Annotated in this window: 9 protein-coding genes; 2 read left to right on the top strand and 7 right to left on the bottom strand. The window is 48.3% G+C overall.

All coding sequences use genetic code 11. The features are described 5' to 3' along the window. On the top strand, nt 1-216 hold a 216-nt coding region (locus IC21_RS17190), incomplete at its 5' end, for a hypothetical protein (RefSeq protein ID WP_235801099.1). A gap of 27 nt (nt 217-243) precedes the next feature. On the opposite strand, the gene IC21_RS03790 is transcribed toward IC21_RS17190, so the two are convergent. From IC21_RS03790 to flaG, 6 genes are all read right to left on the bottom strand, one after another. Next, nucleotides 244-1,854: a gamma-glutamyltransferase family protein gene (locus IC21_RS03790; RefSeq protein WP_029143084.1), complete on the bottom strand. Its 1,611-nt coding sequence runs from the start codon at nt 1,852-1,854 to the stop codon at nt 244-246. 481 nt (nt 1,855-2,335) lie between these two features. Continuing rightward, nucleotides 2,336-2,896: a ribosome hibernation-promoting factor, HPF/YfiA family gene (gene hpf / locus IC21_RS03785; protein ID WP_029143083.1), complete on the bottom strand. Its 561-nt coding sequence runs from the start codon at nt 2,894-2,896 to the stop codon at nt 2,336-2,338. A gap of 264 nt (nt 2,897-3,160) precedes the next feature. Continuing rightward, on the bottom strand, nt 3,161-3,508 hold the full coding sequence (gene fliT / locus IC21_RS03780; protein ID WP_029143082.1) for a flagellar protein FliT: 348 nt from the start codon (nt 3,506-3,508) through the stop codon (nt 3,161-3,163). Next, nucleotides 3,505-3,909, bottom strand: coding sequence for a flagellar export chaperone FliS (fliS, locus tag IC21_RS03775; protein WP_029143081.1), 405 nt, complete (start codon nt 3,907-3,909; stop codon nt 3,505-3,507). Before fliS ends, fliT begins: the two co-directional genes overlap by 4 nt. Nucleotides 3,910-3,923: 14 nt before the next feature. Next, on the bottom strand, nt 3,924-6,005 hold the full coding sequence (gene fliD, locus IC21_RS03770) for a flagellar filament capping protein FliD (protein ID WP_029143070.1): 2,082 nt from the start codon (nt 6,003-6,005) through the stop codon (nt 3,924-3,926). Nucleotides 6,006-6,018: 13 nt separating this feature from the next. Then, nucleotides 6,019-6,387, bottom strand: a complete 369-nt coding sequence (gene flaG / locus IC21_RS03765; RefSeq protein WP_029143071.1) for a flagellar protein FlaG — start codon at nt 6,385-6,387, stop codon at nt 6,019-6,021. Nucleotides 6,388-6,686: 299 nt separating this feature from the next. Between flaG and ymaG the strand changes: the two genes are divergently transcribed. After that, the gene (gene ymaG / locus IC21_RS03760) at nt 6,687-6,941 is read left to right on the top strand and encodes an inner spore coat protein YmaG (protein WP_029143072.1); all 255 of its coding nucleotides are present in this window, start codon (nt 6,687-6,689) and stop codon (nt 6,939-6,941) included. 210 nt (nt 6,942-7,151) lie between these two features. Here ymaG and IC21_RS03755 read toward each other — a convergent pair whose 3' ends face one another. After that, nucleotides 7,152-7,733 carry a DNA-3-methyladenine glycosylase gene (locus IC21_RS03755; protein WP_029713921.1) on the bottom strand — a complete coding sequence of 194 codons (582 nt, stop codon included), beginning with the start codon at nt 7,731-7,733 and terminating at the stop codon, nt 7,152-7,154. Between the last annotated feature and the right edge of the window lie 496 nt (nt 7,734-8,229).

Here is an 8,229-nt window from a genome sequence, read left to right as displayed (position 1 = left end):
ATTGGAAAAATAACTTTGGCTAAAGCCAACCGAAATTCATCTCCCACCTACTCATTGGTGCTATTCGCACCTTCACATTCCTTGAGGATGAGAGACTTCTTTCGGAAAGCCGTTAAAATCCATGCCGGGCAACCGGTTTTTAACCTCCAGGGAGATTCCGGCTTTCCCGGTTCGGCATGCCCGGGCCGCTGTCTGAAAAAAAATGAAGAGGCCTGAGCACCCATTTGGAATTGGAAAAGCGTTTTACCAGGCCGCCACCATGCCGTCCGCACGCGATTCCGTGCCGCCCATCAGTACGCCCGTGTCCAGGTTGCGCCAGATGATCTGGCCGCGGCCGAAACCGCCAGTATCCGCAGCCACTTGGACATCGTGCCCTTTTCGGATCAGCCCTTGCACAAGGTGATTCGGAAAATGGGGTTCTACCAGCACTTTTTTCCCCTCCGTCCATTGCCATCTCGGGGCATCGAGCGCCTGCTGCGGATGAAGATGAAAATCAATCGTGTTCATGATCACTTGGAAGTGGCCCTGCGGTTGCATATAGCCGCCCATCACCCCAAACGGCCCGACCGCTTCCCCGTCTTTTGTTAAAAAGCCGGGAATAATCGTATGATACGTCTTTTTGCCGGGTTTCAATGCATTCACATGCGTTTCATCCAAAGAAAAATCATGCCCCCGGTTTTGCAAAGCAATTCCTGTGCCCGGAACGACAATGCCGGAGCCGAATCCCATATAATTGCTTTGGATATAAGAAACCATATTCCCTTCCCCGTCCGCTGCCGCCAAATAGACAGTGCCGCTCTTTGGCAGTTCATACGGTTCCGGATCCAGCGCCAGATCCCCGATCAGCCTGCGCCGGTTTGCAGCATAGCCTTCCGAAAGCAAGTGTGCAATGTCCGCCTTCATTTCACCGGCATCTGTAATGAACGCTTTGCCGTCTGTAAAAGCGAGTTTCATTGCTTCAATTTGTTTATGATAGGTATCCACGCAGTCTTTTTCACGAAATTCAAATCCTTGCGCAATATTGAGCGCCATCAACGCAACAAGCCCCTGCCCGTTCGGTGGCATTTCCCACACCTCATAGCCCCGGTAGCTGGCGGAAATCGGCTCCACCCATTCGGGATGATAAGCCTCCAAATCTTCCCTGCTTAAAAAGCCGCCCCATTTCCGGATACAGGCACTGATTTTTTCTGCAAGCGGCCCCCTGTAAAAACTTTCTGCTTTCGTTTCCGCAATTTCCTTTAATGCCGCGGCATGCCCGGGCGATTTCCACACTTCCCCGATTGCCGGCGCCCTGCCGTCCGGCGCAAACGTGTCAAACCATGGCCGGAACATTTCTTCTTTAAAAATCGTTTGAAACTGGCGGAATGCCCTTTCCCAGTATTTTCCCAAAACCGGCGAAAGCGGGTACCCCTCTTCCGCATACCGGATTGCCGGTTGCACAACGTCTGCCAGCGGGAGCCGCCCGAATTTTTCCGATAGCGCCGCCCATGCTGCCGGCGCGCCTGGCACCGTAATCGGGACCACCCCATAAGCCGGCATTTTTTCATACCCTTGTTTTTTCACGGCCTCAATGGAAATCGACTGCGGTGCGGGCCCGCTTGCATTTAAACCGTGCAGTTTCCCGCCCGCCCAAACAATGGCGAATGCATCTGAACCGATGCCGTTCGAGGCCGGCTCCACGACCGTTAAGGCGGCGGCTGCGGCAATAGCGCCATCAATCGCATTGCCGCCTTTTTGTAAAACTTCAAGGCCGGCCTGGGCAGCTAGCGGCTGTGAAGTGGCAACCATTCCTTTTTTGGCAAAAACGGTATTTCTGGTGGATACATAAGGATGATACAAGTAATCCAGGTCCATCATCTTTCCCCCTCGTATAGAAATGTCTGTCCCTGCACTGGCCTTTCCTGCAAGCGGATGCCTTGCCGGCTGCCCGCCCCCCGGTTCCCAGTCCGCCATCCGGGCTTTTCTCGCTTCCTGCTTGCCTTTTTTCTTCTCTATCCTAAACATAGGCACCGGCTCATTTTCACCTTTCTGCCGGGGCCGCGTCCACTGCAGCATGGCGGCTCATTAGACAAAAGAGCCATGTCTGCCAAGGGTTTTGTCCCGATAGAAGCTCCAATTGACAAAACCACCGGCGAAGCAGGGCGAATTGTCTAATTAGGTCTTCTATCCTGAACATAGGCACCGGATCGTTTTCACCTTTCTGCCGGAGCCGCGTTCCTTGCCGGCTCGCGTTGTGTGCTAAAAAACCGCCCCCGGCCCGCTTTGCTTTCACCGGATAGGCCCATGCTGCAAAAGCACCCGCGGATTCACCGCGGGTGCTTGCTTCGCCATTCCCTTATTTTGTTTCAATCAGCCCGTATTTGCCATCTTTGCGGCGGTATACGATGTTCGTATGATTTGTTTCCGCATCGGTGTAAATGAAGAAGTTGTGACCCAAAAGGTTCATTTGCAGCACTGCTTCTTCACTGTCCATCGGTTTTAAGTTAAAATGTTTGGTCCGCACAATTTGCAGTTCTGAGTCTTCTTCTTTCCTGGCTTGTTTTTCTTTCAGTACAGCGTCCGGAGTGAACAGTTCCCTCGTGCTTCCTTTTTCACGCAGTTTCCGGTTTACTTTTGTTTTATGTTTGCGGATTTGCCGCTCCAATTTGTCAGCAATCCGGTCAATTGCCGCGTACATATCCTCATTGGTTTCTTCCGCGCGCAATACGAGCTGCGGCATTGGAATTGTAATTTCCACTTTGGAAGTTTTATCCGGATTGACTTTAAGTTTTACATTGACGGAAGTGTCTGGCGTTTCTACGAAATACCGATCCAACTTGTTCACTTTTTTCTCAACATAATCCCGAATCGCCGGAGTTACCTCAATGTTTTCGCCACGAATGTTGTAGTTCTTCATGTGGACCCCTCCTCATCAACTGGCAGCCCCTTGCATACCGCGGTATGCTCGTACTTTCACTTTAAGCGGTAAAAGCGCTGCCTTCTCTAATAATCTTACACTATTCACTATATATTTGCACATTTCCTGTCTAAATTCCTTCTTTTTTGGTGAATTTTTCTTAGAAATATTTGTCATCCCCCTGTTTCCGCTGTAAAAAGCAGCCATCATGCCGGTTTACACGGCCTTTCCCGAAAAAAAGAAGTTCTGCATCGATCAGAACTTCTATCTTTTTCGGTCATAAAACCTTCCATCATTTAACTGCAGGGACTGGTACGGATTTATATACTGCTTCATGGACGTTTTCTTTTTCGCAGCTTGCTGAATATCGTTCCGGATGCCGGACAGCGTTTTCTGCATCAGGGGCTTCAATTGTTTGTCAAGATCCATGATTTTTCTTCCAAGCCATTGCGCTTCAGCGGAAAAAGGCGGTTTCATGGCAGCAAGCAGCGCCCCGCGCCGGTCGAGGAGCCGGTGGACGTTTTGGATCAAGGTTTCCCTCGGCTGTTCTTTATGAAATTCCGAAAGCAGCGCTTCCGTCAGCTCCAGGCAGGCGGCAAGATCGCCCATCATACTTTGCCGCCCTGCCCGTATGTTTGCCGGCGGTTTGCCTGGATGACCTGCTTCCAGGTGTCGCGGAAACCCGTTACCAACTCTTCCGCTGTATCGAGTTTTGACATATCATTTTTCACATTGGCCTGGATCAGTTCGCGCAGGATAAAATCGTAAAGGGAAAGCATCTTTTCTGCATCTTCAAATTTGCCCGTATCGAGCGTCATCATCAATTCGCGGATGATGTTTTGCGCTTTTTGGATATTTTGATTTTTTTCTTCAAAATTTTTGTTTTCAATGGCTTTTTTCGCCAAATGGATAAATTTCAGGCAGCCATTGTACAGCATCAATGTCAGCTCACCCGGCGATGCGGTTGCAATCGAGTTGTTCTGGTACGCCTGGTATGGATTACGTGTTGCCATTTGCGGCCCCTCCTTTAACTATTGCTGAAAAAGCTGGATAGATAAGTATATTGGCTGTTGTATTTTTGGATTGCTTGCTCCATCGCTGTAAACTGCGCATAATAACGGTCTTCAAGCTTGCCCAGTTTGTCGTTCATGTCACTGATTTTATCCGTCAAATCGTTGATGTTTTTCCCGATCGTGAACTGGGTGTTCACATAAGTGGATTTCCCGGCTTTGTCAACGATCGTGTTATAAGTATTATTGACGCTGTCGTACAGCCTTTGGACAATGCCTTTTTCCGATGTTGTGCTGCCGGTCGCGCGAAACAGCAGTTCAACCGAATCCGGATCGTTTTGGATCGCGGCCTTCAGCTTGTCTTCATTAATTTCTAGCTTGCCGCCTTTAAGCCAGTCGGAAGTCGTTGTGATGCCGATGCTTGATAGCTGGTTGTATTCGGATGAAATATTGGCGTTATTTACTTTTGAATAAATCAATGACCGCATGTTCGACAAGGAACTTTTCAGCGTCATATCATTCCTTAAAAGGCCGCTTCTCGCTTTTTTATCCCATTGGTCCTGCTGCGTGTTCGTCAATTCCTTGCGTTGGTCGTCCGTAAGCGGCGCATAATCCGGGTAGCGGTCTTCATTCAGCTTCGACTGCACGGCATCAATCAGGCTGTTATACTGGTCCACAAAATTTTTGATGTTGTTGTAGATGGTGTCCACGTCGTTGGAAACCGAGATGGTGACCGGCGAGTCGAATTCGCTTTTTAACGTATAGGTGACGCCGCTGATGGTGAAGGTGTTTGATGTCCGTTCGGTATCCAACCCATTTATGTTGAACACGGCATTCGTACCACCGTATTCAGTGCTGCCGCTAAATTTTAATGTATCCCGCAAAAAATCGTAAGTATCTGTATCAGAAGAAATAATGATTTCTTTACCATCCACAGATGAAGACGAATTAAAATTACCGGTCTCTTTTCTCGTCAGCGTAAACATATCTTTATATTCGTCATAATACATTGTCAAACCTAAGTTTGAATTGTTCACTTTAGAAATGACATCATTTAACGTTTTATCCGCGCCGATATAAAAATTGCCGTTCACCAGCCCGCTTGAAGTATACGTTTTTAAGTTAAAAGAAGTGTAATTTTGCTGGTAGCTGATTTGGATAGCAGAACCGCTATAAATTGACCCGAAATCGCTATTAAAATCAATTTTTCCCGTTTCCGGATTAAGGGTGCCGATCTGGGTCGAACCAATGAATAAATTCATATTTCCGTCCGTGCCTTGGGAGAGTGAGACGTTATTGTTTCCAACTGTCATAGTAAATGAATCGGTGATAATGTCCCCAAAGTCCAATTGTATTGATTTCGTATCAGACGAGACGGTTGCACTTTTTGTTGCTTTATCCACCACGTATTCAACACTAATGCTCGTCCCGGCGGAAATATTTGAATTAAATTTTAATGTTGCCTGCCCGCCAGCAGTTGTAAGTAAAACCTGGTTATCACTGAGCGTAACGGACGGATCTGTCACCACTTCATAAGTTTTTCCGTTCATTTTTACATTCATTGGCATATTACTGTTAAGTGTGCCCTTTAAGTCAAACGTAACAGACGTTGGATCTGTGGAGTCCCCTTTGGCTGTTATGGTATCCGATATTACTCCCCCTTGGCTCCATTCGATTGACCCGCTGAAATTTCCTGACTGTTTCCATAAGGATTGATTCAAATCAACCTTATTGGATGAATCTGTTGAAATTGGGGCTTTGGCTACCCTCGTCGCTGCCGTCGCCAATTGTTTTACACTTTGAATTGTCGTTGACCCCAGCGATGCATTATTCGCCGCTGTTGCCGTTACATAGCTTTCATTTGATGAAGTCGTCGTGCGTGCCCTGTACTTGGAAGTCAATTTCATGTTGGACAGCGTGGAGCGGAAGTCAAAATATTTTTGGTTCAGCGTCCGGTAGTCTTCTTCCTGCCACTCCAAAATTTGCTTTTGCTGCTGCAGTTTGACCAAAGGCTGTTTTGCCGCGGTCATCATTTTTTCGACAATGGAATCGATGTCCATGCCGCTCGCAAGCCCTGTAATTCTTTGTATGGATGACATTCTATCCCCTCCTTTATACCTTTTCATCAGCCAGAATCCCGACATGGTGCAGCATATCGGCATACGTATCCAAAATCCTCTTCGGCGGAATTTCTTTAATCACCTGGTCCGTCTTGTCGTCGATAATCGTAACATAATATTCTTTTAGCTGGTCATGAAATTGAAATTTTAAATGGGTGGAGGATCCGGACAGGAAATGGTTCAGCTGGTCCACCGCTTTTTTCACTTTTTCTTTCGTTTCTTCATTGGCGGGAAGGATTTGTTCCCTGGTTTGTTTTGTCACAATTGGCCTGGCCTGATCCGCCCCGGTTGCCTTTTGTGCCTGCGGTGTACTGGTTGCAAGAGGCGGATGCGCAGCCTGCCACTGCGTCGCTCCAATCATAGCAAGTTCTCCTTATGTTCCGGCGTTCCCGCCATGCCTTGTTTCATGGCGGAACAAAACCGCTTTTTTGTCTACTATTTGTATCGGATGTTTCCAACCGTTTTTAACATCCGCCGCTTTAAAATTTCACTTTGGCGAATGCCTTACCTGAAGCCGGAGGGGTTTTTTCAGAGGTGTCCATGCCGGAACGGGTGAAGCAGTGCAAATTTTTGGGATAAAAGGCAAATACCCATACAGGCACCGGGTTTTTCACATATGCTTTATCGTCAAAAAATAATGGGGTTGAGGAGGAAAAAACTTTGAATACAGGTTATCAAGAAGTTCCTTATTATGAAACATTTAACCATGAAGATGTAAGATTGCCCCCATGGGGATTTGGAGGCTTCGGATTCAGGCCATGGGGTTTTAGGCCGTGGGGATTCAGGCCATGGGGATTCGGTTTTGACCCGTTCCTCGGAGGGTTTGCAGGCGGCCTGGCAACATCGGCATTGCTCGCACCTGCGCTTTACGGCGGCTACGGCTTCCCGTACGGCGGCTACGGCTATTTCTGGTAGTCCGACGCAAGAAGCCGGCCTTTAAGCCGATTTCAACTTTGCGCCGGCCTCCCGTTTAAGAAATAGAGTAGCGGATCATTTGCTGGTTTTAATAAGCGATGGTCGTTGGACACAAGGCGTAAAGATTCCGTTTTCATATAATCGCCCGGAACCGGCTAAATGCCGGTGTTTTTTCTCTTTGGCACTTTCTTCACGCACCGCCTTTGCCGTTTACGCCCGCCTCGATACATAACGGTTTTCTTTTATCCAGAACCGGTACGGGTAATGTTTGGCTTCACCGGTGTTATCGATTCCGATGCGCGGGCCGGTTTCGATTTGTTCCGGTTCGTAACCTTCCGCAATAAAGAGCGGGCGTTCGTAAAATACGCGCCCGTAGTCTTCCATTGTAATGCCTAATGCTTTTGTTAACTTCCCGGGACCGTTTGTGAGTTGCTTTGCTTCCTTGACTTTCCGGCGGGCAAACATCAGCTCCGTTCCAATAAAAGGTTCCACGGCACGGATCAGGATGGCTTCCGGTGTGCCTTCCCGGCCGCTGACGACATTCACGAGGCAGTGGGTGTGCATTTGGTATGTATACACGTGGCCCGGGCCATAGTACATGATTTCCGTTCTTTTCGTCCGCCGGTTTCCATAACTGTGCGCGGCCCTGTCCCATGCACCCATGTATGCTTCCGTTTCGGCAATAAAACCGGCCGCCGTTCCTTCTTCCGTCTCTTTGACGAGCAGGCAACCGAGAAGGGCACGCGCCAGCTCCAGCGTATCTTTTTTAAAAAAAGCCGCCGGCAAAGGCATAAGCGGGGCTTTTCTCACATGAATGCCTCCTTTCTATATGGGGCGCTACTTTCCGTACATTAATGATACCCGGCAAAGGGCACTTTAACTCCTTTCTCCATATCATATGGTATCCGGCCAAAAGCATCTTTCCGTGCAATAAAGGATCTTTCACGCGCTTAAACATGCGGCAGCGGTTTCACCGAGCACAAACGAAAACCGGAGTGAACTCTCTTCCCATGCAATGAACGATTGATATCCCGAACGCTTCGAAAACCCCTTCTTCCCATCCATGCAAAAACAGCTTTCCATCCGGCAATGGTTCCTTCGTATTTTTAAACATGCCTTGCACGATAACGGTTACGCTGCTGCGATTGCGGAATCCGGAACCAGACGCATCTTTCCATCCAGCAATGGTTCCTTCGTTGTGAACTACCCACCACTTATCAACCTTACGGTTTGATTGAAGTGGGGGCTTCTCGACTTATCGTTGCTTTTACTAGCCAACGAAAACTGA

This window comes from Heyndrickxia coagulans DSM 1 = ATCC 7050 (genome assembly GCF_000290615.1).
Taxonomy (GTDB): Bacteria; Bacillota; Bacilli; order Bacillales; family Bacillaceae_C; genus Weizmannia; species Weizmannia coagulans.
Note: the sequence above shows the minus strand (reverse complement) of the source record. Positions and strands in the feature narration are given on the sequence as shown.